Below are 23944 nucleotides of genomic sequence, written 5' to 3'. Positions count from 1 at the left end.
GGCTCTCCCTCAAAATGGTGAAATCGGGTTCGGGCCGCCCTCGACCACGTCCTGCATCACGTCCCAGTGTTCGACGATCAGTCCGTTCTCAACCCGGAAGATGTCGATCACCGCCCAGCCGAGATCGTCGGGCCAGCGGCGCACGTGATAGTGAACGGTCACGTGGTCGCCGTCCACGAACGCGCGCTTCACGTCGTGCACCGCGTCGGGTGTCTGCTCCCGAATCATGTCGAGAAAGCGCTTGAGCGGCTCCCGCCCCGGCTCGACCGACTGGTTGTGCTGGACGTAGTCGGGCGCGATGAACCGGTCCACCGCGCCCGAATCCATCGGGTTCAGCACGTCACGAAACAACCCGAGCACGAGGGCGAGATTTGCTTCCTCCTGCGCGGTCCGGCTCATGCCGCGTGCTCGAGATTCGGGACTTCGGCGGCCGGCAGGACTTCGCCCTTGATCAGGTCGGCGCACTTTTCACCGACCATGATCGCGGACAAGTTGGTGTTGCCGCCCGGAACCGTCGGCATGACCGAGCAATCCGCCACCCGCAGGCCTTCAACCCCAAGGACGCGCAGTTCCGAATCGACCACCGAACGGTCGCCCATCGCCATCGCGCAGGTGCTGGTCGGGTGCTGCGCGACATAGCAGCTGGCCGCGATGTAGGCGTCCAGTTCCTCGTCGGTCTCGACCTGTGCCCCCGGGGTGCGTTCGCTGCCGACATATTCGCTCATCGGCGGGGTGTTGTAGATCTTGCGCGCCATCCGGACGGAGCGGCGCATCTGCGCGCGGTCTTCCTCAGTCGCCAGGATGTTGAGCGTGACCGCCGCGGTTTCACGCGGGTCGGCGCTGCGCAAGTTCACCCAGCCGCGGCTTTCGGGGTGAAGCTGGACAAGACCGGCCCACCAGACATGCTCCTGCACCGCGCGCACGCCAGGGAACCAGGTCTGGGCATCGAAGCGGATGGGGTTAACCATGATCTGCAGGTCCGGGCGGTCGAGGTGATCCGCCGTGCGGACGACCACGTTGCAGCTGTTGACCTGGGTCGCCATCGGCCCGGTGCCGAACAGCGCCCAGCGGACCGAGTTGAGAGCGATCTTGTCCCACCGCAACTGGTTGAGGAAAGTGACCGGCTGGCTGGCGTTGAATTCCAGCGAGGCGGTGGGGTGTTCCTGCAGGTTGCGGCCGACGCCGGGGCTGTCGTGCAGCACGTCGATCCCATGCTCGCGCAGGTGCTCGGCGGGGCCAATGCCGGACAGCATCAGCAAGTGCGGGGAATTGTAGGCTCCGCCGGAGAGGACAACTTCGCGCCGGGCGCGGATCACCTGCGCGCCTTCGGGCGTGTCGATTTCCACGCCCACGCAGCGCTTGCCGTCGAACACCACGCGGCGGACGAGCACGCCGGACCGTACATCGAGATTGCGCCGTCCCAGCGCCGGCTTGATGTAGGCAGTGGCTGCACTGACCCGGCGGCCCTTCTCGTCGACCGTCTGCTCCCCCCGGGCGAATCCTTCCGGCACGTCCCCGGCCAGATCCTCGCTGGTCGGAAGTCCGGCGGCATGCGCGGTCTGCATCATGCGTTCATGATGCAGCTCCGGCAGGTCGATCGGGCGAACCTTCACCGGGCCTTGCGTGCCGTGATAGGTGCTGTCGCCGCGCCAGCTGTTCTCCAGCTTGCGGAAATACGGCAGGACATCGGCATAGGACCAGCCGCGCGCGCCCATCTGCGCCCACTGGTCGTAATCGCGCGGGTGGCCGCGCATCGCGAACATCCCGTTGATGGAGCCCGATCCGCCCATCACCTTGCCGCGCGGCAGCGGCAACTGGCGTCCATTGAGGTGCGGTTCCGGCTCCGTCATGTAGGGCCAGTTGAACCGCGGGTCCGGCATGGCCTTCAGGAAAGCCAGCGGCATCTTGAGATAGGGGTGTTCGTCCCGCTGACCGGCCTCAAGCAGCAGGACGTTCACGTGGGGGTCTTCGCTCAGCCGTGCGGCGACGACGCAGCCCGCGCTGCCTGCACCCACCACAATGTAATCGAAATGTTCGCTGCTTCCGGCCATCGTCTCTCTCCTTGCGGCCTTGCTAACGATCGTTACAAAGCAAGGCAAGGAGAGGAGCGCAAGATGAACCGCCAGGACTATGACCGCTACGTCGAAGCCTTCAACGCTCGCGACTATGACGCGGTGTTCGATTTTTACGGCCCGAACCCGCGGATGGCCTTCTTCGGGGTCGAGATCACCACGCGGGAGCAGCTGCGGGAGTTCTACACCTTCCTGCACACCTACGTGCGTGAAACGGTCCGTGTCGAACGGTTTGCCCATAGCGACAATCTGACGGCGGTCGAAGGGATCGTCCGGGTCGAAGGAATCGCGGATCTTACCCCCGAGGAGCTCAAGGCTCGCAACCTCGACGAGTTTTTCCCGATCCGGAAAGGCGAGGTCCAGGAAATGCGCCAGTATATCCATTATCACCTGAAGGATGGGAAGATCGAAAGCGTCGGCTGCGCCATCGTGCCCTAGCTTCGCGCTTGCGTTAATTTCGCATACGTGAAATACGGTGCCCTCTGAAAAGGGGTGCTATTCGTGATCCAGACCACTCATGTCGGAAGCCTGCCGCGCGGGCCCGAACTCGTTCCGCTGCTCCTCGCCCGCGACAAGGGCGAGGCTTATGACGAAGCCGAGTTCGACCGGCTGGTGCAGGATGCCGTGGACCAGGCGGTCCGCCAGCAAGTCGAAGCCGGAGTTTCGGTCGTCAGCGACGGAGAACTCGGCAAGGTCGGCTATTCCACTTATATCATTGAGCGTCTGTCCGGCTTCGGCGGGCACAGCCCGCGCAAGCCCGCGCTGGACTTGGCAGCCGTGCCGGACCTGGCGCAGAAGCTGTCGCATATCATGGGTGCGCAGGAATTCACTCGCGCCAGCGCCATCGGCAAGGTGGAACTGGTCAACCTGCAGCCGCTGCACGACGACATCCGCCGGTTCCGGACCGCGATGGACCGGCACGGCAACGGGGTGAAAGGCTTCCTGAACTCGGCGTCTCCCGGGCTGATCACGGCGTTCCAGCCGAACCAGTTCTACCCGAGCCACGAGGCCTATCTGGCCGATCTGGCCGACGCGATGCGGCCCGAGTACGAGGCGATCGTCGCGGCGGGCTTCCAGCTTCAGCTCGATTGCCCCGATCTCGCAATGAGCCGGCACACGGGCTACCAGGACCAGAGCGAGGACGAATTCCTCCGCACGATTTCCGCCAACGTCGAGGCGTTGAACGCCGCCACCGCGAACATCGCGCCGGAAATGCTGCGGATGCACGTCTGCTGGGGCAATTACGAGGGCCCGCACGATTTCGACATTCCGCTTGAGAAGATCATCGACATCGTGCTCTCCGCACGGCCGGCGACGATCCTGTTCGAAGGCGCAAACCCCCGGCATGAGCACGAATGGGTGGTCTGGCGCGACGCGAAGCTGCCGCAGGACAAGATCCTTGCCCCCGGGCTGATCGATTCCTGTTCGAACTACCTCGAAACCCCCGAATTGATTGCCCAGCGGATCGAACGCTACGCCGCATTCGTCGGCAAGGACCGCGTGATCGCCAGCTCCGATTGCGGGTTCGGTACGTTTGCCGGGTACGGAAAGATCGATCCCGCGGTCGCGTGGAAGAAGCTGGCAGCGCTGCGGGAAGGCGCGGATATCGCGGACAAGCGGATCGGGTAGGCATGACGGAGGGCCCCTCTCCGGCGACCCAGTCAAGCCAGGTCAAGTCGGCGATCCGCACGCTCGACATTATCGAATATGTCGTGGCGCACGATCGGCCGATGGTGGCGCAGGAAATCGCCACCGCGCTCGGCATTCCGGTTTCCAGCTTGTCGTACCTGCTCTCCACCTTGGTGGAGCGCGGGTACCTGACGCGCGATTCGCGGCGTTACCGGGCCGGGCCGGGCCTGGCTCGGCTACAGGCGCGTCCGGGCGGGTTCAGCCTGGCGGAACGCACCGCGCCGCTGGTGCGCACCTTGCGGGTCCAGTTGAACGAAACCGCCAGCTTCTTCGTGCGCACCGGCTGGGAGCTTGAGGCGCTGGTGACCGAATCGAGCGAGCAGGCGCTGCGCTACTCCGTGCCCACCGGGCAGCGGCTGCCGATGCATCCACTTGCCTCGGGCAAGGCGCTGCTGGCCGCCCTGCCGGATGCGGAACTCGACCGCTACTTTGCCGAGACGCAGCGCCAGCGGTTCACGCCGTCGACCGAAGTCGGCGAAAAGGGTCTTCGTCGCGAAATCGCGCAAATCCGCAAGACCGGCTTTGCGCGGACAACCGAGGAGTTCAGCCTGGGCATTCGCGGCATTGGCCGGGTGGTGTGGATCGGGGGCGATGTCATCGGCGCGCTATCGATCGCTGTTCCGGTGGCGCGCTACAGCGAGGAAGTGGAAGCGCGAGCGGAAGAGCTGCTCGTCCGCACCGCAGACTTGCTCCAGAGCGGCTGAAGCGCACAACAGCCGGCGGCAAGCATCGGCTGGGCAGCGGATGATGGCGAAACGGCTCTAGCGCGTTGCGGGGACGGTGCGGGGACGCGCGTCGATCAGGCGATCCTTCAGATCGGATCCCTGGTGCCCGATTACCTCGAACAGGACTTCGAAGCCTGGCGGGCCGGAATCGGCGGCCAACTTCGCGACCGGTTCCGGCAGCGCGGGACCGGCGATGACCGGGGCAATGCCGCGCAAGGCCGTGTCTCGCGCTCCCGCAACAACCGCGACCAGCGCGCCGCCGGGTTCGCGAAACTGGGATACATAGGCGTAGTCGCGGTAATACTGGCCGGATGAAAGCTGGCGCGCTTCCTCGCTGACGTAGTCGCGGTTTGTCTTCAGGTCGATCAGCTCGTCGTAGCTGGGGCCGACGGCGAAGGTCGATTGCATGAAGTTGATGTCCTCGAGCAAGCCCATCCCGCTGATCAGGCCGACATAGACCACATTGAAGTTGCGCAGGGTGTCGCTGTCCACCGCAGAGGCAGGCATCACCTCCACCGGCTGTTCGTGCTGCGCCAGGATCGGCATCAGGGCGCGCAGGGCATAGGCACTGGAGAATGGCAGGTAATTCAGCCCGACATCTTCCGCGTTCCCGTAGCGCCCGACGTCCCGTTCCTGCGCCCGGGCGAGGTCGGTGGGGGAGTTGATCGCAAAGTCGCGGATCAGCCGGCCCGTCTCGGGCCGAACGGGATCGATCTCGCCGAAGATGTAGTAGTCGCCGAGCACGACCACGATTGGCCGGTCTGATGCGAGGAACGGCTGCCACATCGCGTTGGGTTCCGGCAGCTGCGCCCCCACCCGATTACTGCGCCCGAGCAGAAAGGCGCCGGCAACCAGCAGGACCCCAAGGGCGACCATCAGTGCTGTGGGCAGCGCCGCTCGCCACCGGCGCGGCCCGAGCCCTGAAGGAGCGGGATCGGGGTGCGCGGCGTCCTGCAGCAGGCGAAGGGCATAAATTCCAGGAGGAATCGTCAGGCGGGGGGCGTCTTCGCCCGCCTCGACGTAGAAATCGTCCAGCCGCTTGCGCAGTCGGTGAATGTACACCCGCACCGTCGCATCGTCGGCGATGCTTTCGGTCTGGCCGAATACGGCCCCGGATATCTCGGCCTGGCTGACCGGCTCGGCCGCATTGCCCCGGGCGGCAAGAAAATCGAACAAGTCGCGCAGGCGCCCGGTCGCGCCCAAGGTGCCGCTGTCGCGCACGCGGTCGACCTCGGCAGCGAAGGCGCTTGCCCGGCGGTCCGCCGCTTGAAACTGGCTTCGGGACAAGGGAACTCCTGCGGGAAAGGCGGATGTAACGTTCGTGTAACGCGCGGATTACCGTAATTAACTTGGTTTGACCATCGGGCGCCACCACTCAGGGTGGAACAGGCAATCCTTCGGACACCATCTTGATCCTTCCTTCCGACACCCTTCTGAGTACCCGCCGTGCGCAACGGCGACGCCCGGTTCTGCTCGCCGGCTTGGCAACGGCTGCGCTGATCGCTTCGGCCGCCCCGGCTTTGGCCCAGGACGCCGATCCCCGGGACACCGTTGAGGAAGCGTTTGACGCATCCTGCGAGCTGCCGGTCGGTGCCCCGCCGGGCGCAACCCCGCCCGAATGTTTTGAGATCCCCACCGACATGCCGGTGATCACCGTCTACGGACGCGGCGAGAGGCGGATCGGCGAGGCAGTGGCCGCCAGCGAAGGCGGCGTGGCCGGGGCGGATCTGGTGGTGCGGCCGCTGCTGCGACCCGCCGAACTGCTGGAAGCGGTGCCGGGGATGATCGCAACCCAGCATTCCGGGGGCGGGAAGGCCAACCAGTACTTCCTGCGGGGCTTCAATCTCGATCACGGCACCGACTTTGCGGTCTATATCGATGACACGCCCATGAACTTCCGCACCCATGGGCACGGGCAGGGCTATCTCGACGTCAATGGCCTGATCCCCGAGACCGTCCAGCGGGTAGACTACCGCAAGGGTCCGTACCGGGCGGACACCGGCGATTTCAGCTTCGTCGGGTCCGCCTTCCTCACCACGCGTGACAGGATGGAGCCGTTCGCCCTGGTCGAGGCGGGGCAGTACGGGTACAGCCGCTTCGTCGCCGGGGGCTCCGTCCCGGTCGGCGGTGGGGACCTGCTGGCGGTAGGGCAAGCGAAGTACAACGACGGCCCGTGGGAACTGCCGGAGGATTTCAGCGGCTATTCCGGCTTGCTGAAATACTCCGCCCCGCTTGGGGCGGGCACGTTCCAGGCCACGCTGAACCTCTACGATGCCAGCTGGGCCCCGACCGAGCAGATCCCGGTGCGGGCGGTCGGCACACTGCTTGAAGACCGCTACGGCACCCTGGACCCGACGTTGCGCGGGACGACCGAGCGCCAGATCCTGACGGTCAACTATCGGTCCGATGCCTGGCGGATTACCGGCTGGGCGCAGCATTATGACTGGAGCCTGCTGTCGAACTTCACCTTCTTCCTGGATGATCCGGTCAACGGCGACCAATTGCGCCAGTACGAGGAGCTGTGGGCATACGGCGGGCGCGTCGAGCGCGCGTTCGACTTGAACGAGTCCCTGTCTCTGCGGATCGGGACCGAATTGCGGCGCGACGAAATCGATCCCGTGGGCCTCGACAAGACCGCTGCCGGGGTGAAGCGGTTCACCGTCGGGTCCTTCAAGGTGGAGGAAAGCAGCGCGGGCCTATACGGGGAGGCGATCTGGCGGCCGACCGACCGCCTGATGGTGACCGGCGGCCTGCGCGGCGACTGGTACCGGTTCGAAACAGAGGCGCTGGAAGGCGAGAACAGCTGGAGCGGGACGGCGGAGGACCAGATCCTCTCCCCCAAGATCGGCGCGAACTACGAAGTGGTGCCGGGAATCGCGCTTTACGCCAACTGGGGCGAAGGCTTCCATTCCAATGACGCGCGCGGCGTCACCAATCCGGAGGATCCGGCGCCGGGTCTGGTCGAAGGCACCTTCAAGGAACTGGGCACGCGTTTTGAGCGCGGCGGGCTGATCCTGACCGGCGTGTACTGGTGGAGCACGATCGAGAGCGAGCTGATCTATGTCGGCGATTCCGGCGCGGTTGAGCCGAGCGATCCCGGTCGGCGGCACGGCTACGAACTGACGGGCTTCTGGAAACCGAACCAGTGGTTGGCGCTCGACGCGGTGTGGACCGGGTCCCACGCCCGCTACGCAGGGCTTCCGGAAGGCGAGAACTTCGTCCCCGGCGCGCTTGAGAGCGCGGGTGAACTGGGCGTTTCGGCAATTTTCCCCGAGTGGAACGCCTCAGCGCGGGTGCGTTATCTCGGCCCCCATGCGCTGATCGAGGACAACTCTGTTCGCGGCGATTCGACCATGCTGGTCAACTTGCGCAGCGCCTGGACGCCGCGCCGGTTCCCGGGGTGGCAAGTTCATGCAGAGCTGCTCAACGCGCTGGATTCGGACGATAACGACATCGATTACTTCTACGCGACCCGCTTCCCGGGGGAGCCCGCCGAAGGCGTGCTCGGCGTCAACAGCCGGATCGTTGAGCCGCGGCAGGTGCGGATCGGGGTGAAGAAGACTTTCTGACGGGGTGTCTCATACGCAGCCCTGTCCCAACTGAAAGGGCGGCCACCGCGAGGTGACCGCCCTTCTTTTTTCGCCGTGAAGCGAAGCGTCAGATTACTGACCGACGCCTGCCTTGCGCCAGCTGTCGGCGTAGGCATCGCGCGCGGTTTCGGAGTACGGAACCGGGCTGATGTAGGCCTTGATCTCGGTCTGCTCGTGCGGCTCGACCGTCGGCTTGCTGGTGCCGCCGTTCGGTTCGCCCCAGACGAGGGTCACGGCCTTGCCCATTTCGACCTGATCGGGATCGATCATGGCGATGGAGAGCATCTTGCCTTCGTTCGAGCTGTAGCCGATCCACGTCGAAACGCCGATCACCTTGCCGTCGGAACGCACTTCGTCGAACGGATGCATCGCGTACACCGCGCTCGGGAACTCGAAGTACTTCGCGCGGCTGCTGCCCTTGGTGAACATTGAGCTCATGACGCGGGCCACGTCCTCGTTGTCGAGGGCGAGCGTGACCTTGGTCTTGTGCTTCTGGTCCTTCATCTTCTCAAGCGCTTCGCGACCGACGAAGTCGTGATCGAACTTGACGATGATGCCGTAACCGATGTCCCACGGCGTCAGGTAGTAGCCGTCAACGGTTTCCGGAACGTAGGAGCCGCCGACCGAGCACTTGCCTTCGTAGGAGTTGGCCGAGAGCCACTCACGGTACTGCTTCAGCATCGGATCGTTGCCGGTGTAGATCGCCGGCAGTGGGGAGGGCAGCCAGCCCGATTCCAGCGTGTTCGACGAATAGGCGCGGCCGCCGACCAGCTTGAGGCCGAAGTCCTTGCCGGCTTCGACCAGCGCGGAGTGGACGGCCTGGTAGTCTTCCCAGGGGCCGAACAGTTCGTAGCCCGGCTGACCGGCCATGCCGTGACGCAGCGCGCGGACATCCTTGCCGGCGAACTTCACGGTGGCCATGTTGAAGAACTTGAGGTCCGGCGGGGTCTGGCCCATCGCGCGTTCCAGCACCTTCATCGCGTTCGGGCCCTGGAGCTGGAAGCGATAGTTCTTGCGCTTGCCGTCGGTCCGCATCGCGGTCCGCTCGTCACGCTCAACCGTCACGTTCCAGTCGCCGGTGTCGGCGTGGAATTCGACCCACTCGATCGCGGGTGCGCGGCCGACCAGGCTGTAGACGTCTTCTTCGAGGTGGAACAGGATCACGTCGCCGATGACGTAGCCGTCCGGGGTCACGGGAACCCACTGCTTCGCCTTGTCGACGGCGAAGTTCTTGAAGCTGTTGATGCCGAGGTACTCGAGCATCTTGGCCGCGTCCGGACCGGACACGTACAGTTCGACCATGTGGTAGCTCTGGTTGAAGAGCACCGCGGATTCGGCCCAGCCGCGCTGTTCTTCGCGCCAGTTGGAATATTCTGCCGGAACGCCTGGATAGACGTTCGGACCGACTTGCTGGTTGCGCAGGAATTCAACGATGTTGCCTTCCTGGTCCAGCTTCTGCTGGAGGTTCTGTTCGCTCATTGGATGCCTCTCCTCGAGGGTTGGGGTTGAAGGTAGGTCAGTCGTTCGCCGGCGCGGCGCGCCAGCGGGAAATGGCCGCGTTCATTGCGTCGGGTGCTTCGACCGGGAGCATGTGTCCAGCCCCCGGTACGACGACGAGTTGCGAATTCGGGATCATCGCCGCAATCTGTTCGTGCTGGGCGGGCGGGCTCCAGCTGTCGAGCTCACCCGTCATCACCAGCGCCGGGCAGGAAATCGTCGGCAGGACGAGCCGCTGGTCGCCGCGGCCGAGCAAGGCCTTGATCTGGGCGTCGAACACGTCCTGGCCCCGGCTGCGGCACATCTCGCGCAAGGGGCCGGCGATTTCGGGCTTGTCGCGGTTCGGCTCTCCGATCATCGGCGGCAGCCAGAGGTCGAGCAGGGCGTCGAACCCGCGTTCGTGGCCTACGCGCTGCAATCCGCCGCGCTTGGCGGGTTCCTGTTCGCCGACGGGGTGCGCCCCTGTGCTGACGAGCGCGATCCGGCGGACCCGTTCCGGTGCGAGGCGATAGACCTCCAGTGCAACGCGGGCGCCCATCGAATGACCAAGCAGGTCGAATCGCGCGCCCGGCTGTTCCTTGTCCGCCTGATCCAGCGCGATCCGGGCCATGGCCTCAAAGCTGCCCGCCGTTCCGTAGCCGTCCACCGCCTTTGCGTCCGCGAACGCATCCAGCTGGCGCGCGAAGATGCGCGCATCGCAGATCAGGCCGGGAAGGAGCAGCAGCATTGCGTGGAAAACCCTTTCGGAGCGTCGTTCGCCTCTGTGAAATTTTCGCCTATACGAAATAAACTCGTTCGGCTAGGGCTTTTCGCGAAGACAGCCGGGAGCTATGCGCTATCCCGTGCGAGACGGGGAGCTATGCGCTACCCTGTGCGAGAGGAGAGAAGCGAAAGTGTCATACGCCGCCATCCACCCCGATTGGGACAAGCCGCGCAGCAACATGGTTGACGGCTACTCGCTGGAAATGACCGCCAAGGAGATGGACGGCCTGCGCGAAGCCGCGCCGCTGATCCGTCCCGGCACCCAGATTGCCGTGACGTTCCTTCCGGGCGAGGAAATGGACCAGCGCGTCGAAGCAGCCAAGCTGGTGCGCGATCTCGGGTTCGAACCGATCGTCCACTTGTCCGCCCGCCGTCTCGGCTCCGAGGCAATTCTCGACGACTACTTGCGCCGGATCACGACCGAAGCCGGCGTGAAGCGCGTGTTCATCATCGCCGGCGATCCGCCGCAGGCGGAAGGCCCGTACGAAAACTCGCTGCAGATCATCCAGACGGGTCTCCTGGAAAAGCACGGGATCGAGATCGTCGGCCTGGGCGGTCATCCCGAAGGTCACCCGAACGTCTCCAAGCCCGATCTGTGGGTCTGGATGGAACAGAAGATCGCCGCCGTGCGCGAACGCGGGCTGACGCCGCTGATCGTTACCCAGTTCGCCTTCGACGACGACGCGATCCTGAACTGGCTGAAGGAAATGCGGGAACGCGGGATCGATGCGCCCGTGCGCATCGGTGTTCCGGGACCCGCCGGCATCAAGCGCCTGCTCGGTTTCGCCAAGCGCTGCGGCGTCGGTGCGTCCGCTTCCGTCATGAAGAAGTACGGCATTTCGCTGACCAACCTCATCGGCAGCGCGGGACCCGACAAGCTGGTGAACTCGCTCGCGGCCGGGATGAACGACGCGGAACATGGCCGCGTACGGCTGCACTTCTACCCGTTCGGGAACCTCAAGGCGACGGCCGAATGGATCAACAAGTACGCTGACAAGCACTGATCGGCCCAAGGTTCGCTCAGCGGTCCGACAGCAGACATTCAAGGAGAGACAGTCGTGAACAACACTTTCACGCTCGCAGCATCGTGCCGGAACCAGCCGGGCCTCGTCGCCCGGGTATCGGGCTTCCTGGCCGATAACGGCGCCGATATCGTCGACCTGCAGCAGTACGCCGATCCCATCAGCGGCAACTTCTTCATCCGCGCTGAATTCACCGACGAAGGCGCGAACGCCGAGGACCTGCGCGGCAAGTTCGAAGGCATCGCGTCCCAGTTCGGCATGGACTGGAAGCTGCGCGCGCCCGACTACTGCCCCAAGGTCGTGCTGATGGTCTCCAAGTTCGACCATGCTTTCGGCGATCTGCTCTACCGGATGCGCATCGGCGAAATTAACATGAACGTGGTCGCGGTGATCAATAATCACCCGCAGGAAGTGCTGACCACCTCGCTGATCCAGGACATTCCCTACCACTACCTGCCGATCACCAAGGACACGAAGCCGCAGCAGGAAGCGCAGATCAAGCAGATCATCACCGATTCCGGGGCTGAGCTGGTCGTGCTTGCCCGCTACATGCAGATCCTGTCGGACGATCTCGCCGGGTTCCTCTCGGGCCGCTGCATCAACATCCACCACTCATTCCTGCCGGGCTTCAAGGGCGCCAAGCCGTACCACCAGGCATACGATCGCGGCGTGAAGATGATCGGCGCGACCAGCCACTACGTCACCGCCGATCTCGACGAAGGTCCGATCATCGCGCAGGACGTGCAGACGGTCAGCCACCGCGAAACGCCGGACGAGCTGGTTGCCAAAGGCCGCGACGTGGAGCGCCGGGTGCTGGCCCGTGCGGTCAAGTCGCACCTTGAGGACCGCGTGTTCCTCAACGGGCACCGCACGGTCGTCTTCGACTGATGGAAACGTTAGGTTGAGGGAAACAGGGACGATGGCTGAACGGATCGACGGCCGGGCGATCGCCGCCGGGCTGGAAGATGAAGTGGCAGAGCAGGTCCGCGCGCTTGCCGCGCGCACCGGCGTCACGCCCGGACTGGCTGTCGTCCTTGTCGGCCGCGACCCGGCAAGCGAAGTTTACGTCGCGCACAAGATCAAGAGCTGCCGCAAGGTAGGCATCCGCTCGTTCGAGCACCGCCTGCCCGAAAACACGACTCAGGACGCGCTGCTGACCCTGATCGCCCGGCTCAACGCCGATCCGGAAGTTCACGGGGTGCTGGTGCAAGTGCCGCTGCCTGCTCACATCGATGAAGGCGCGGTGCTCGACGCGATCGATCCGGGCAAGGACGTGGACGGGTTCCATCCGGTCAACGTCGGGCGCTTGTCCACCGGGACCGGGGGGCTGATCCCCTGCACCCCGCTCGGCGTGATGAAACTGATCGACACGGTGATCGACGACATTACCGGGCTGGACGCGGTGGTGATCGGCAAGTCCAACATTGTCGGCAAGCCGATCGCGATGCTGCTGCTGGAGCGGGAAGCGACCGTCACCGTCACGCATATCGAAACCAAGAACCTGCCCGATCTCTGCAGGAAGGCGGACATCATCGTTGCCGCCGCCGGCGCGCCGCGGCTGGTCAAGGGCTGGTGGGTGAAGCCCGGCGCGGTGATCATCGATGTCGGCATTACCCGCATCCCGGGCGAGAACGGCAAGGACCGGCTTGTCGGCGACGTCGCCTTCGACGAAGTGCAGCATGCCCGCGCGGTGACCCCGGTGCCCGGCGGTGTCGGTCCGATGACCATCGCCTGCCTGCTCGCCAACACGGTACAGGCAGCGGAAACCGCACTGGGTTAGTCCAGAGCAGCTAGCTCAGGTCCTTACCGCGAAAGCCCGGAAGTACGATTTCCGCCCGAACCACAGCGGGTGCATCGCTGTCGGCGGCCCGGTGCTTCGTTGGCGCCATGAAGCAGCAGAAGCTGCTCGCTCGCATCGACCGCGCTGTGCACGCCTTTTCTTCGCTATCGCCCAAGAGCCGGTGATCCCTCCGGCGACCGACTTGGCGGCAGCGATCCCGACGTTCACGGTCAGCGCTCGCAGGATGACGGCCTTCGAACCTCCAGCCATTCGCCCTCGCCTCGCTGATTTGCGAGCGCTCGCCCGGTCCCGTATCGAAGGACGCCAACCAGAGGCAAAGGGGATCCCTTGGACGCAACTTCACCCGAGCCGGCTGTTGTCGACGTGGCTATCGTTGGCGCGGGGATTTCCGGCATCTCCATGGCCGCGCACATGCGCGCGGCATGTCCGGATCGCAGCTTCACGATCCTGGAGCGGCGGTCCCACCTAGGCGGCACATGGGATTTGTTCCGCTATCCCGGCATCCGGTCGGACAGCAGCATGCACACCCTCGGCTTCGGTTTCGCACCGTGGACCGATGAGACCGCGATTGCCGAAGGCGCGGCGATCCGGGATTATCTGGAAGACGTTGCCCGCAGACACGACGTATCCCGGCAGATCCGTTTCGACACCCGGGTGCTGTCGGCGGACTGGGATTCCGCGTCGGCGCTGTGGACCGTGACGGTAGAGGACGAGTCCGGGCGGCACGAAGTACACGCCCGGTTCGTCTATCTTGCGTCCGGGTACTACGACTATGATGAACCGCACGACCCGCGGCTTCCCGGTCTGGAGCGGTTCAGCGGCACCGTGGCTCACCCGCAGTTCTGGCCGCAGGACCTCGACTGGACAGGCAAGCGCGTGGTGGTGATCGGATCGGGCGCGACGGCGGTGACGATCGTTCCGTCCATGGCCGAACGGGCCGCCCATGTAACCATGCTGCAGCGGACCCCCACCTGGATGGCAGCGGGAGCCTCGGTTGACCGGTTCGCGCTGCGGCTGCGCCGGTTCCTGCCCCGGCGGCTGGCGGAATGGCTGATCCGCGAAAAGGACGTCCGGCTCCACGACTGGTTCTTCAAACTGGCACGCCGCAAGCCGAAGGGTGTGGCGAAGTACTTGTCCCGCGCGCTGAAGAAGGAACTGGGGGAGCACTACGATCCACGTCATTTCCAGCCGCCCTACGGCCCCTGGGACCAGCGCTTGTGCCTTGTGCCGGACGGCGATCTGTTCGCCGCAATTGGGGAGGGCGCGGCCTCGATCGTGACCGACCGAATCGCGACGTTCGAACCCGAGGGTATCCGGCTCGAATCCGGCGAGACGCTGCCGGCCGACATCGTCGTTACCGCGACGGGGCTGAAGATGGCCATTGGCGGGGGCGTAACGGTGAGCCTCGACGGGGAGCCAATCGATTTCACGCAGCGGTGGTTCTACCGCAGCTGCCTGTTCTCCAACGTGCCGAACCTGGCGGTGGTGTTCGGATATCTCAACGCCAGCTGGACGCTGCGGGCTGACCAGACAGCCGATTACGTGTGCCGCGTGCTCATCCGGATGCAGGAAACGGGCGCCGCCATCGCGGTGCCGCACCTGCCAAAGGGCCACGGCCTGACGGAGGACGACATCGTGATCTTCTCCTCCGGGTATCTCCAGCGCGCCCGGTCGCGCATGCCGAAAAGCGCGGGCACCCTCCCGTGGCGACTGAACCAGGATTACCTGGAGGACCGGCGCAACTTCCGCGAAGTTCCGGTGGACGACGGCGTATTGCGCTTCCTGCCAGTGGCGGCGGCGGAAGAAATCGCCTAATCCTGTTGCATGGCAGACCCGCAACGCATCTGGACCGCCGCTTTGATCGTGATCGGCGATGAAATCCTGTCCGGCCGAACGCACGACAAGAACATCGCCCAGGTGGCAGGGTGGCTGCAGGTGCAAGGCATCCGCCTGATGGAAGTGCGCGTGGTCTCCGATTCGATGGATCGGATCGCCGAGGCCGTGAACGCGCTCCGCACCGAGCATGATTACCTGTTCACCACCGGCGGGATCGGCCCGACGCACGACGACATCACCGTCGATGCCGTAGCCGCCGCGCTTGGTCTGCCGGTCACGATCCACCCCGAAGCACAAGCGATGCTGGAGGCGTACTACGCCGATCGCGGCGGGGTGAACGAGGCGCGGCTGAGGATGGCCCGCGTGCCGCAGGGGGCGGACCTGATCCCCAACCGCATGTCAGGCGCGCCGGGAATCCGCATCCACAACATCTTCCTGATGGCAGGCGTACCGCACATTACGGCGCAGATGCTCGATGCCTTGACCGGAACGCTGGAAGGCGGCGCGCCGCTTCTGGCCGAGACGGTCGGCTGCTGGGTTGCGGAAAGCGAGGTGGCTGACTTGCTGCGGGAAGTGGAACAAGCCCACCTCGATTGCCAGATCGGCTCCTACCCCTTCTTCCGCGAAGGGAAGGTCGGCGCAAACTTCGTGGTTCGCTCCACCGATCGGGACGACTTGCAAAGCGCGGTCCACAGCTTGTGCGATGGACTCGGCACCGCCGGGTACGACTTCACTCCGGGAGGGATTTGACATGACGCGAGGTGCGTTCGCGGGGTTGCTGGAAACGCTGACAGGGACTTCGGGCGATCGCCTCGCTCCGAATGCGCGCTATACCGAGAACGGGCAGGAACTGCCGGTTGGGGATGGCTTGTGGGCGACAGCCGACCGGGTCGGCCCCTACGTTCACCGCTTCGTTGATGCGGAGGCAGGGACCTTTGCCTGCTTTACCACATTGCTCGAAGGGCGCACCCGGTCGCACCTCGCAGTGCGGGCACAGGTGGCAGGCGGAACGATCCGGGAGATCGAAGCGGTCGCCGCGCGGCCTGAGCTGTTCGGCACGGGCGGAGCGTTCGGGGATGGACCAGCAGAGCTCGACAAGTCCGGCGCGCCGGCTCCCGAATGGTCAGCCGCCGTACCGCAGGCCCAACAGATGAGCCGTGACGACTTGCGCCGCGTTGCCAACCAGTACTTCAGCGGACTTGAGCGAAATGACGGGCAGGGGGACTATCCCTTCTCCGATGACTGTCTCCGGATCGAGAACGGATTTCGTACTACCCAGGTCCCGCCGAAGCCGACGGAAGGCCGCGAAACGCCATATGCTGAGGATTTCCGCGCTCTCACGGCGCGGCAGCAATTCGAAACCGGGTACTTCCGCTTCGTCGATCGCATCCGCGACCGGCGCTTCCCGGTGATCGATCCGGAGCGCGGGCTCGTTTTTGCGCTGGCCTTCTTCGACCATAGCGGCACGGTGCGGGAGTACGATCTGGCGGACGGCACCCGGATTACAGGAGCGGTGGATCGGCCGTTCAGCTGGATGATCGCGGAAGGCTTTCGGATCGAGCAGGGGCTGATCCGGAGGATCGAGGCGATCATGACGGCCGTGCCTTATGGGATGCGACCGGGCTGGCCGCTCCAGGATGGCGATATCGGCTAAAGGCCCAGGCGGATCAGTCTTCCCGCTGTTCCGGGTGGTATTCCGGATCGTGTGCAATGTCTTCGCGGAATTCCTTCGCGCCGCGTTCGGCGCGGATCACCTGGCGCCGGTTTGCGTCGCGGTTGCGGAAAAAGCCAAAGTAGATCGCTGCGATCAGCAGCAACGGTCCGATGGCTACCAGCAGCAGCCAGAAGGTGGGCATGGTCGGTCTCCTGTCTTCGCGGCCGATGCCGCGTTCAGGTAACCAACGAGCGAGAGCCCCAAGCTTTCCGAGCGGATACAAGAAGACCGGGAGAATCGCTTCTCCCGGCCCCCTGGTGATGGTCTGTCCATGAACCGGTCCCTGCGGGACCGCAAGGCCGACGAGCCGGATGGCCCGTCAGCGCTTGTCATCGAGCGTTACGCGCCTTCGACTTCGGAAACCTCAAGCTTGAGGCCCGGACCCATGGTCGATGTCAGCGTGAGCTTGCGAACATACTTGCCCTTGGCGCCCGAAGGCTTGGCCCGAACGATCGCGCTGGTGAACGCCTGGAAGTTGGCGCGCAGCTGTTCTTCGGAAAAGGACAGCTTGCCGATGCCGGAATGGATGATGCCGGTCTTCTCGACGCGAAATTCCACCTGGCCTGCCTTGGCGTCCTTGACCGCCTGGGCGACGTTGGGCGTCACGGTACCCAGCTTCGGGTTCGGCATCAGGCCCTTCGGGCCCAGCACCTTACCGAGGCGGCCGACAACGGCCATCATGTCCGGCGTGGCGATCACGCGGTCATAGTTGAGGTTGCCGTTCTGCATGTCTTCCAGCAGGTCTTCGGCCCCGACGCGATCGGCACCGGCGGCTTCCGCATCGGCAGCCTTGTCACCGCGCGCGAAGACCGCAACGCGCATTTCCTTGCCGGTGCCCGACGGCAGCGACACCATGCCGCGAACCATCTGGTCGGCGTGGCGCGGATCAACGCCGAGGTTCATCGCGATTTCGACAGTTTCGTCGAACTTGGCGGTCGAAAGGTCCCGCAGCATCTGCAGCGCTTCGGCGAAGCTGTGGAGATCCTGGTTCTCGCCGAGCTTTTCGGTCAGCGCCTTCTGCTTCTTGGTCTGCTTGGCCATCGGATCAGCCCTCCACCACTTCAAGGCCCATCGAACGGGCAGAGCCTTCGATGATGCGCGTCGCCATTTCGATGTCGTTGGCGTTCAGATCCTTCATCTTCTGTTCGGCGATCTCGGCCAGCTTGGACCGCTTGATCGAACCGGCAGAAACCTTGCCCGGCTCCTTGGAACCAGCCTTCAGGTTCGCCGCCTTCTTGATGAGGAAGCTCGCCGGCGGCGTCTTGGTGGTGAAGGTGAACGACCGGTCCGCATAGACGGTGATGATCGTGGGGATCGGCATCCCCTTTTCCAGTTCCTGCGTGGCGGCATTGAACGCCTTGCAGAATTCCATGATGTTCACGCCGCGCTGACCCAGGGCAGGGCCGATCGGCGGGGAGGGATTGGCGGCGCCGGCCGGCACCTGCAGCTTGATATAGCCGGTAATCTTCTTGGCCATGAGGCCACTCCTTTCACACTGTTCGCCCCGGGATTCCGGGGGTCATGTCTAGCGGTAATGGCGGCGAGCCCGAATGATGGCGCGCCTCCCGCACGGGTTCCTGACGATTTGCCGGGAAGCGCGGCCCTTACACCCGAAGGTGCGGGAATTCAACAGGCCCTTCCGTCCCGCAAGAGCGGGGACGGAAGCCTTTCGGACACAGGGTCTGCCGTGGAAGATCCCTGCCTGCGGCAGGGGCCGTCTTACTTCGCCAGTTCGACTTGTTCGAAGTCCAGTTCGACCGGGGTTCCGCGGCCGAAGATCGAGACCGAGACCTTGACCTTGTTCTTGTCGAAGTCGAGCTCTTCCACCACGCCGTTGAAGCTGGCGAACGGTCCGTCGAGCACCTTGACCTGATCGCCAATCTCGTAATCGACATTGACCTGGCGCTTGGGCTGAGCGGCGGCTTCCTCGGCGGCGCCGAAGTAGCGGGCGGCCTCACGCTCGGAAATCGGCTGCGGCTTGCCGCCGGAGCCGAGGAATCCGGTGACCTTCGGCGTGTTCTTGATCAGGTGGTAGACGTCGTCGGTCATCTTCAGCTTGGCAAGGACGTAGCCGGGCATGAACTTGCGTTCGACCTGGACCTTCTTGCCGCGCTTGACCTCCGTCACGGTCTCCGTCGGCACTTCGACTTCTTCGACCGCGTCGGACAAGCCCATGCGTTCGGCCTCCGACAGGATCGAGTCGCGCACCTTGTTTTCGAAACCGGAGTAGGCGTGGATGATGTACCAGCGGGCCATGCAATTCTTTCCGTTGTTTGTTGCCGCGCTTACAGCAGCGAAAGCAGCCAGCGCACGACCGCACCGAACAGCGTATCGATACCGAGGAAGAAGACTGCGAGGATCGTCATCATGATCGCGACGAAAATCGCCGTGGTGACCGTTTCCTGCCGCGTCGGCCAGACAACCTTGGAGGCTTCCGCCTTCACCTGGTTGAGAAATTCGCCGGGACTGGTCTTCGGCATTGCTGTTCGACCTTCGTGATTGCGTCCACTGCCTTTCCCCATGGGCTCAGCGCCGCCCGGTTCAGGGAACCGGGAAGGGCGAGGCTGCTCCGATGTCGGAAAGGCGAGGCCTATCTAGCGGCGAGGGGGCGCAAACGCAAGAGCGGGCGGCGCCGGCGCGTTTCAGGCGATCCGCGTTGGCAAGCGCAGGCGTTCAGTCGGCCTGGCTGACGCAGGTATTTGTCTTGGGGAGAGATGTGCCCGGTAGTCGGGGAGCGCGCGAGCACGCTCCCCGATCCGGCACTAGCGTCGGTTGAACAGGCGGGCCAGGAAGCCCGGGCTGTGCGGTTCTTCCATGGGCTGGATCGGGCCGTGCTTCATGAAGCGCACACTGGCGTCATTATGAGGGCGCGGCACGTTCCAGCCGTCGGGCCGACTGCTTCGGTAGGATAGGCCAGGCATTTGACTGCTCCTTATCGGCTTCGGTCTGTCGCGGGTAATACCCGGCCTGCCGAGTCGGTTCCCACCAAATGCGACGAAACGATGAATCTTTCGTCGAATTGTGAACGGTGCGGCTGGAGCGCATCGGGCAATAAAAAACGGGCCGGAACGTGAAAACGTCCCGGCCCGCCCTAGTAAAAACGCAGTGCGTCAGGCGGCGAGGCGCCGCAACACGTAAGGCAGGATGCCGCCATTGCGGTAGTATTCCAGCTCGTTCGCGGTATCGATCCGGCACTTCACGGTGAAGGTGAAGGTTTCACCGGAAGCGCGGGTAACTTCGACCACCACGTCCTGCCCGGTCTGGAGATCCGTCAGGCCGCGAATCGAGAACGTATCGTCAGCCGCCAGCTTCAGGGTTTCCCGGGTTTCGCCGCCGGTGAATTCCAGCGGCAGGACGCCCATGCCAACCAGGTTGGAGCGGTGAATGCGTTCGTAGCTTTCGGCGATCACCGCCCGAACGCCCAGCAGCAGCGTGCCCTTGGCCGCCCAGTCGCGGCTGGAGCCAGTGCCGTATTCCTTGCCCGCGACGACCACCAGCGGAGTGCTGTCCGCCTTGTGCTTCATCGCCGCGTCGTAGATCGGCATGACCTCGCCGCCGTACATCGTCATCCCGCCTTCGATGCCCGGGACCATCTCGTTGCGAATGCGGATGTTGGCGAAGGTGCCGCGCATCATCACTTCGTGATTGCCGCGCCGCGCACCGTAGGAATTGAACTCCACCTTCGGCACGTCGTGCGCGATCAGGTACTGCCCTGCGGGGCTGTCTTCCTTGATCGAACCGGCGGGCGAGATGTGGTCGGTCGTGACCGAATCGCCGAGGATCGCCAGCGGCTTTGCCCCCACGACATCCCCGATCGGGGCCGAGGTCATTCCCATGTCCTCGAAGAACGGCGGGTTGGCGATGTAGGTCGAACCGAGGTGCCACTGGTACGTGTCCGAACCTTCGGTAATCAGCGCCTGCCAGTGCTCATCGCCCTTGTAGACGTCGGCATAGCGGCCGACGAACATCGCGCGATCGATGCTGCTGGCGCGGATTTCGGCGATTTCGTCGCTGGTGGGCCACAAGTCCTTCAGGAAGACGGGCGCGCCGTCCTTGCCGGTGCCGATCGGGGTTTCGACCATGTCCTCGGTCACGGTGCCCTTCAGCGCGTAGGCGACCACCAGCGGCGGCGAGGCGAGGAAGTTCGCCCGCACATCCGGGCTGACACGGCCTTCGAAGTTGCGGTTGCCGGAAAGCACGCTCGCCGCGACGAGGTTGTTTTCGTTGATCGCCTTGCTGATCGGTTCCACCAGCGGGCCCGAGTTGCCGATGCAGGTCGTGCAGCCATAGCCGACCAGATCGAAGCCGAGCGCGTCGAGATGGTCCTGCAAGCCGGACTTCTTGAGGTAATCGGTCACCACCTGCGACCCGGGGGCGAGGCTGGTCTTGACCCACGGCTTGGGCGCCAGGCCCTTTTCGTGCGCCTTCTTGGCGACCAGTCCGGCGGCGATCATCACGTCCGGGTTGGACGTGTTGGTGCAGCTGGTGATCGCCGCGATCACCACGTCGCCGTCGCCGATGTCGTGATCGCGCCCTTCGACGTCGGTGCGCATCGGCGCTGCGCGAGAGTAGACGCTCGACAGTTCCTCGTTGAACAGGTTGTCCACCAGCGGCAGGGCGACCTTGTCCTGCGGGCGCTTGGGCCCGGCGAGGGACGGGACCACGGTGCCGAGGTCAAGCTCCATCATGTCGGTGAAGATCGGGTCCGGATTGGCCGGGTCGGCCCAGAAGCCCTGTTCCTTGGCGTAGGCTTCGACCAGTGCGATCTGATCCTCGTCCCGCCCCGTCAGGCGCAGGTATTCGAGAGTCTTGTCATCGATTCCGAAGAAGCCGACTGTCGCGCCGTATTCGGGCGCCATGTTGCCCAGCGTCGCACGGTCGGCAAGGCTGAGGCTGGCGAGCCCCGGGCCGAAGTATTCCACGAAGCGGCCGACCACGCCCTTTGCGCGCAGCATCTGCGTGCAGGTAAGCACCAGATCGGTCGCGGTGACGCCCTCGGCGAGCTTGCCGGTGAACTTGAAGCCGACCACTTCCGGGATCAGCATCGAGATCGGCTGGCCAAGCATCGCGGCCTCGGCCTCGATCCCGCCGACGCCCCAGGCGAGCACGCCCAGGCCGTTGACCATCGGGGTGTGGCTGTCCGTGCCGACGCAGGTGTCGGGGTAGGCGACCATTTCGCCGTTCTGGTCTTCGCTGGCCCAGACGCACTGGGAGATATGCTCAAGGTTCACCTGATGGCAGATGCCCGTGTCGGGCGGTACGACCTTGAAGTTGTTGAAGCTGCGCGAGCCCCACTTCAGGAAGTCGTAACGCTCCGCGTTCCGCTCGTACTCCAGTTCCTTGTTGCGCTCGAACGCCTTGGGGTGGCCGAATTCGTCAACCATCACCGAGTGATCGATCACCAGATGGACCGGGACCTGCGGGTTGATCTTGGAGGTGTTGCCGCCAAGCTTGCTGATGGCGTCGCGCATCGCGGCCAGATCGACCACGCAGGGAACGCCGGTGAAGTCCTGCATCAGCACGCGCGCCGGGCGGTACTGGATTTCCGTGCCGGTCTTCGGGTTCCTCTGCCAGTCGGCGATCGCGCGGATATCCTCGATCGAGACGGTAAAGGCGTTGTCTTCAAAGCGAAGGAGGTTCTCAAGCAGAACCTTCATCGAGAACGGCAGGCGGGAGACGTCGCCAATCGTTTCCGCGGCCTTGGCGAGGGAGTAGTAGGCAAAGGTCTTGCCGCCCACTTCCATCGTGGTCCGGGTGCCGAGCGAGTTGTTTCCGACCTGGGTCATCGATGCGCAGTCCTTCCTGTCCGGTCCGGCCGCCATCGGCATCAGGCGCGTTGATGCGGCCGGAAAATTTGGGCCGCAACTGCGCGTTCATGTGCGTCAGGTCAAGGGCTCGCGGCGGAACCGGGTCGCCGCGCGGCGAATTATCGGCTAGCGCGCACGAACACGGAACAAGGGGACAAGGCATGCCGGCCGGAGGATCGCCAGGTCAGGACAGATCGCTCAACATCTTCGGAATGGCGCTGGCGTTGATCGCGGCCGCCTTCACCGGGGCCGCGGCGGGCAAACTTTGGCATTCGACCATCGGGGCCGAGCCGGAGACCCGGATCTCCAAGGAAGCGGAGCTTATCGCGGATCAGGAAGCCAGCATAGAGGAAGCTGGGGCAGAGGAAGCGGACGCGGACGCAGCAGACTAGGTAGCGGTCTGTTCCGTGCGCTTGCGCGGGGCGGCGAGGGCGCATCCCGCCACGATCAGCACCGCCCCCGCCAGGGTTGTCGGCACCACCGTCTCGCCGAACAACAACCAGCCGAAAAGGGCTGCCCAGAGAAATCCCGAGTATTCGAGAGGGACAAGCGCCTGCGCCTCCGCCCGGGCATAGGCCCAGGACAGGATCATCGCCGCCGCCACGGCCAGCACGGCCGCCCCGCCGATCGTGCCCAGTGTCCCTGCGGCAGGCCAGATCAGGAACCACGGCGCGAACGGCAGCAGCGCCAGGCTGTAAATGCTGTTCTGGAACGCGGCGACTTCCAGCGGAGCGGCCACCAGCGCCTGCTGCCGCTGCAGGATCAGGTTCCAGGCGTACAGCAGGGACGACAGGAGCACGGCGGCGATGCCCCACCCGGATTGCGCCTGCGGGGCCTCCATCCGCACACCCGCGATCAGCGCCACGCCCGCGATGCCGAGCAATCCGGCCGCCCATGCGTTACGCCCGATTCGTTCCCTCAGCAGCGCCGCAGCAAGCCCGAGCGCGAGCAAGGGCGCGGTAAAGGACAAGGCGATTGCCTCCGCCAGCGGCAGGCGAGCGATGCCCCAGAAGAAGGTGAACGCCATCGCCGCCCCGGAAAATCCCCGCAGCAAGTGAAGCTTCAGCGCTGGACGCGCGGGCCAACGCCGGCGCAGCGCCCAGGCCGGCACGGTCAGGACCATCCCGAGCAAGCTGCGAACCAGCAGCGCGCTGTAGGCGCCGACCGCGATCGAACCACCCTTCATCAGCGCATCCATCAGAGAGAAAAGCGCGACTCCGACCAGAGTGGCCGCAAACGGCAGGATGGCAGGATTGCGCGGCATCGAACGTGCCTTAAGCCACTCTCGGGTCAGGGGAAATCCTGCATTCCCGAGCCATGCGGTTTGCGCTAGAAGCGGGAAATCGAATCCGCAATTCACCGGGCAGTCAGGCACATGCTCCGAATATTGCGGTCGAGACAGTCCCTGCCGGAATCGGACGAATCGGCA

General features: G+C 64.7%; 23 protein-coding genes. 11 read left to right on the top strand and 12 right to left on the bottom strand.

Annotated features, from left to right (window positions below):
- Positions 1 to 9: 9 nt before the first annotated feature.
- Positions 10 to 399 carry a nuclear transport factor 2 family protein gene (locus tag ELY13_RS10775; protein WP_126173918.1) on the bottom strand — a complete coding sequence of 130 codons (390 nt, stop codon included), beginning with the start codon at positions 397 to 399 and terminating at the stop codon, positions 10 to 12.
- The gene (locus ELY13_RS10770) at positions 396 to 2051 is read right to left on the bottom strand and encodes a GMC family oxidoreductase (protein ID WP_126173917.1); all 1656 of its coding nucleotides are present in this window, start codon (positions 2049 to 2051) and stop codon (positions 396 to 398) included. Before ELY13_RS10770 ends, ELY13_RS10775 begins: the two co-directional genes overlap by 4 nt.
- Positions 2052 to 2114: 63 nt before the next feature.
- On the opposite strand from ELY13_RS10770, the gene ELY13_RS10765 reads away from it, so the two are divergent.
- The 3 genes from ELY13_RS10765 to ELY13_RS10755 all read left to right on the top strand — a co-directional run bounded on the left by ELY13_RS10765 (position 2115) and on the right by ELY13_RS10755 (position 4465).
- Entirely contained in the window at positions 2115 to 2510 is a 396-nt protein-coding gene (locus ELY13_RS10765; protein WP_126173916.1) for a nuclear transport factor 2 family protein, read from the top strand.
- A 63-nt stretch (positions 2511 to 2573) separates the two neighbouring features.
- Positions 2574 to 3701 carry a cobalamin-independent methionine synthase II family protein gene (locus ELY13_RS10760; protein ID WP_241233651.1) on the top strand — a complete coding sequence of 376 codons (1128 nt, stop codon included), beginning with the start codon at positions 2574 to 2576 and terminating at the stop codon, positions 3699 to 3701.
- 2 nt (positions 3702 to 3703) lie between these two features.
- Positions 3704 to 4465 (top strand): IclR family transcriptional regulator, encoded by a 762-nt coding sequence (locus ELY13_RS10755; RefSeq protein WP_126173914.1) that lies wholly within the window; start codon positions 3704 to 3706, stop codon positions 4463 to 4465.
- A 57-nt stretch (positions 4466 to 4522) separates the two neighbouring features.
- On the opposite strand, the gene ELY13_RS10750 is transcribed toward ELY13_RS10755, so the two are convergent.
- A complete protein-coding gene (locus ELY13_RS10750; RefSeq protein ID WP_126173913.1) occupies positions 4523 to 5773 on the bottom strand; it encodes a helix-turn-helix domain-containing protein in 1251 nt (416 codons plus the stop codon).
- A gap of 194 nt (positions 5774 to 5967) precedes the next feature.
- Between ELY13_RS10750 and ELY13_RS10745 the strand changes: the two genes are divergently transcribed.
- Entirely contained in the window at positions 5968 to 8055 is a 2088-nt protein-coding gene (locus ELY13_RS10745; protein WP_126173912.1) for a TonB-dependent receptor, read from the top strand.
- 93 nt (positions 8056 to 8148) lie between these two features.
- Here the strand turns inward: ELY13_RS10745 and desA are convergent, their stop codons facing one another.
- On the bottom strand, positions 8149 to 9555 hold the full coding sequence (gene desA, locus ELY13_RS10740; RefSeq protein WP_126173911.1) for a syringate O-demethylase: 1407 nt from the start codon (positions 9553 to 9555) through the stop codon (positions 8149 to 8151).
- 37 nt (positions 9556 to 9592) lie between these two features.
- Positions 9593 to 10300, bottom strand: coding sequence for an alpha/beta fold hydrolase (locus tag ELY13_RS10735; protein ID WP_126173910.1), 708 nt, complete (start codon positions 10298 to 10300; stop codon positions 9593 to 9595).
- Positions 10301 to 10466: 166 nt separating this feature from the next.
- On the opposite strand from ELY13_RS10735, the gene ELY13_RS10730 reads away from it, so the two are divergent.
- The 6 genes from ELY13_RS10730 to ELY13_RS10705 all read left to right on the top strand — a co-directional run bounded on the left by ELY13_RS10730 (position 10467) and on the right by ELY13_RS10705 (position 16648).
- Positions 10467 to 11339 carry a methylenetetrahydrofolate reductase gene (locus tag ELY13_RS10730; protein WP_126173909.1) on the top strand — a complete coding sequence of 291 codons (873 nt, stop codon included), beginning with the start codon at positions 10467 to 10469 and terminating at the stop codon, positions 11337 to 11339.
- Between the two features lie 54 nt (positions 11340 to 11393).
- Positions 11394 to 12245, top strand: coding sequence for a formyltetrahydrofolate deformylase (gene purU / locus ELY13_RS10725; RefSeq protein ID WP_126173908.1), 852 nt, complete (start codon positions 11394 to 11396; stop codon positions 12243 to 12245).
- 31 nt (positions 12246 to 12276) lie between these two features.
- Positions 12277 to 13137: a bifunctional methylenetetrahydrofolate dehydrogenase/methenyltetrahydrofolate cyclohydrolase FolD gene (gene folD / locus ELY13_RS10720; RefSeq protein WP_126173907.1), complete on the top strand. Its 861-nt coding sequence runs from the start codon at positions 12277 to 12279 to the stop codon at positions 13135 to 13137.
- A 384-nt stretch (positions 13138 to 13521) separates the two neighbouring features.
- Positions 13522 to 14973: a flavin-containing monooxygenase gene (locus tag ELY13_RS10715; RefSeq protein ID WP_277600651.1), complete on the top strand. Its 1452-nt coding sequence runs from the start codon at positions 13522 to 13524 to the stop codon at positions 14971 to 14973.
- Between the two features lie 9 nt (positions 14974 to 14982).
- Entirely contained in the window at positions 14983 to 15744 is a 762-nt protein-coding gene (locus ELY13_RS10710) for a competence/damage-inducible protein A (protein ID WP_126173906.1), read from the top strand.
- A 1-nt stretch (position 15745) separates the two neighbouring features.
- The gene (locus tag ELY13_RS10705; RefSeq protein ID WP_126173905.1) at positions 15746 to 16648 is read left to right on the top strand and encodes a DUF8021 domain-containing protein; all 903 of its coding nucleotides are present in this window, start codon (positions 15746 to 15748) and stop codon (positions 16646 to 16648) included.
- Between the two features lie 13 nt (positions 16649 to 16661).
- Here the strand turns inward: ELY13_RS10705 and ELY13_RS10700 are convergent, their stop codons facing one another.
- The 6 genes from ELY13_RS10700 to acnA form a co-directional block, all read right to left on the bottom strand.
- Positions 16662 to 16850 (bottom strand): hypothetical protein, encoded by a 189-nt coding sequence (locus ELY13_RS10700; RefSeq protein WP_126173904.1) that lies wholly within the window; start codon positions 16848 to 16850, stop codon positions 16662 to 16664.
- Positions 16851 to 17047: 197 nt separating this feature from the next.
- Positions 17048 to 17749: a 50S ribosomal protein L1 gene (gene rplA, locus ELY13_RS10695; protein ID WP_126173903.1), complete on the bottom strand. Its 702-nt coding sequence runs from the start codon at positions 17747 to 17749 to the stop codon at positions 17048 to 17050.
- A 4-nt stretch (positions 17750 to 17753) separates the two neighbouring features.
- Positions 17754 to 18185: a 50S ribosomal protein L11 gene (gene rplK / locus ELY13_RS10690; protein WP_126173902.1), complete on the bottom strand. Its 432-nt coding sequence runs from the start codon at positions 18183 to 18185 to the stop codon at positions 17754 to 17756.
- Positions 18186 to 18427: 242 nt separating this feature from the next.
- Entirely contained in the window at positions 18428 to 18964 is a 537-nt protein-coding gene (nusG, locus tag ELY13_RS10685; RefSeq protein ID WP_126173901.1) for a transcription termination/antitermination protein NusG, read from the bottom strand.
- Between the two features lie 29 nt (positions 18965 to 18993).
- Positions 18994 to 19188 carry a preprotein translocase subunit SecE gene (secE, locus tag ELY13_RS10680; protein WP_126173900.1) on the bottom strand — a complete coding sequence of 65 codons (195 nt, stop codon included), beginning with the start codon at positions 19186 to 19188 and terminating at the stop codon, positions 18994 to 18996.
- A gap of 630 nt (positions 19189 to 19818) precedes the next feature.
- Positions 19819 to 22494: an aconitate hydratase AcnA gene (gene acnA / locus ELY13_RS10675; RefSeq protein ID WP_126173899.1), complete on the bottom strand. Its 2676-nt coding sequence runs from the start codon at positions 22492 to 22494 to the stop codon at positions 19819 to 19821.
- A 182-nt stretch (positions 22495 to 22676) separates the two neighbouring features.
- Here acnA and ELY13_RS10670 point away from each other — a divergent pair, with 182 nt between their 5' ends.
- Positions 22677 to 22907 carry a hypothetical protein gene (locus ELY13_RS10670; protein ID WP_126173898.1) on the top strand — a complete coding sequence of 77 codons (231 nt, stop codon included), beginning with the start codon at positions 22677 to 22679 and terminating at the stop codon, positions 22905 to 22907.
- On the opposite strand, the gene ELY13_RS10665 is transcribed toward ELY13_RS10670, so the two are convergent.
- Positions 22904 to 23779, bottom strand: a complete 876-nt coding sequence (locus ELY13_RS10665; RefSeq protein WP_126173897.1) for a DMT family transporter — start codon at positions 23777 to 23779, stop codon at positions 22904 to 22906. The genes ELY13_RS10670 and ELY13_RS10665 overlap by 4 nt on opposite strands.
- Between the last annotated feature and the right edge of the window lie 165 nt (positions 23780 to 23944).

This window comes from Altericroceibacterium xinjiangense (assembly GCF_003958635.1).
GTDB classification, from domain to species: domain Bacteria; phylum Pseudomonadota; class Alphaproteobacteria; order Sphingomonadales; family Sphingomonadaceae; genus Altericroceibacterium_A; species Altericroceibacterium_A xinjiangense.
Note: the sequence above shows the minus strand (reverse complement) of the source record. Positions and strands in the feature narration are given on the sequence as shown.

Excerpts from the sequence above, each read along its gene's own strand:
- secE (WP_126173900.1), bottom strand. The coding sequence starts at position 19,188 with ATGCCGAAGACCAGTCCCGGCGAATTTCTCAACCAGGTGAAGGCGGAA.
- ELY13_RS10665 (WP_126173897.1), bottom strand. The coding sequence starts at position 23,779 with ATGCCGCGCAATCCTGCCATCCTGCCGTTTGCGGCCACTCTGGTCGGA.
- ELY13_RS10700 (WP_126173904.1), bottom strand. The coding sequence starts at position 16,850 with ATGCCCACCTTCTGGCTGCTGCTGGTAGCCATCGGACCGTTGCTGCTG.
- ELY13_RS10755 (WP_126173914.1), top strand. The coding sequence starts at position 3,704 with ATGACGGAGGGCCCCTCTCCGGCGACCCAGTCAAGCCAGGTCAAGTCG.
- ELY13_RS10705 (WP_126173905.1), top strand. The coding sequence starts at position 15,746 with ATGACGCGAGGTGCGTTCGCGGGGTTGCTGGAAACGCTGACAGGGACT.
- folD (WP_126173907.1), top strand. The coding sequence starts at position 12,277 with ATGGCTGAACGGATCGACGGCCGGGCGATCGCCGCCGGGCTGGAAGAT.
- acnA (WP_126173899.1), bottom strand. The coding sequence starts at position 22,494 with ATGACCCAGGTCGGAAACAACTCGCTCGGCACCCGGACCACGATGGAA.
- ELY13_RS10735 (WP_126173910.1), bottom strand. The coding sequence starts at position 10,300 with ATGCTGCTGCTCCTTCCCGGCCTGATCTGCGATGCGCGCATCTTCGCG.
- nusG (WP_126173901.1), bottom strand. The coding sequence starts at position 18,964 with ATGGCCCGCTGGTACATCATCCACGCCTACTCCGGTTTCGAAAACAAG.
- ELY13_RS10775 (WP_126173918.1), bottom strand. The coding sequence starts at position 399 with ATGAGCCGGACCGCGCAGGAGGAAGCAAATCTCGCCCTCGTGCTCGGG.
- rplA (WP_126173903.1), bottom strand. The coding sequence starts at position 17,749 with ATGGCCAAGCAGACCAAGAAGCAGAAGGCGCTGACCGAAAAGCTCGGC.
- rplK (WP_126173902.1), bottom strand. The coding sequence starts at position 18,185 with ATGGCCAAGAAGATTACCGGCTATATCAAGCTGCAGGTGCCGGCCGGC.
- ELY13_RS10710 (WP_126173906.1), top strand. The coding sequence starts at position 14,983 with ATGGCAGACCCGCAACGCATCTGGACCGCCGCTTTGATCGTGATCGGC.
- ELY13_RS10670 (WP_126173898.1), top strand. The coding sequence starts at position 22,677 with ATGCCGGCCGGAGGATCGCCAGGTCAGGACAGATCGCTCAACATCTTC.
- ELY13_RS10770 (WP_126173917.1), bottom strand. The coding sequence starts at position 2,051 with ATGGCCGGAAGCAGCGAACATTTCGATTACATTGTGGTGGGTGCAGGC.
- desA (WP_126173911.1), bottom strand. The coding sequence starts at position 9,555 with ATGAGCGAACAGAACCTCCAGCAGAAGCTGGACCAGGAAGGCAACATC.
- ELY13_RS10765 (WP_126173916.1), top strand. The coding sequence starts at position 2,115 with ATGAACCGCCAGGACTATGACCGCTACGTCGAAGCCTTCAACGCTCGC.